Annotated in this window: 1 pseudogene; it reads left to right on the top strand. The window is 63.1% G+C overall.

The window, feature by feature from the left end:
- Positions 1-455 (top strand): annotated as a pseudogene (locus GRZ55_RS24005) (acetyl/propionyl-CoA carboxylase subunit alpha); the annotation flags it as partial.

The following is a 455-nucleotide window of genomic DNA, read 5'->3' on the forward strand; positions in this document are numbered from 1 at the left end:
TCGACCAGGCGACACGCGCTGCCATGGGCGCGCAGGCGGTCGCTCTTTCGAAAGCGGTCGGCTACCATTCGGCCGGTACCGTCGAATTTATCGTCGATGGCGACCGCAACTTCTACTTCCTCGAGATGAATACCCGCCTTCAGGTCGAACACCCGGTGACCGAACTTGTTACGGGCATCGATCTGGTCGAGGAGATGATCCGCGTCGCCGCCGGCGAAAAGCTGCGTCTCGCGCAGGACGATGTCCGCCTCGAAGGCTGGGCGATCGAAAGCCGGCTTTATGCCGAGGACCCCTATCGCAGCTTCCTGCCCTCGATCGGCAGGCTCTCGCGCTACCGCCCGCCGCGCGAAGGCAATCGCGAGGACGGCACGGTGATCCGCAACGACACCGGCGTCTTCGAGGGCGGCGAGATCTCCATGTATTACGATCCCATGATCGCCAAACTCTGCGCATGG

This window comes from Chelativorans sp. ZYF759, from assembly GCF_012911015.1.
In the GTDB taxonomy this organism is placed as follows: domain Bacteria; phylum Pseudomonadota; class Alphaproteobacteria; order Rhizobiales; family Rhizobiaceae; genus ZYF759.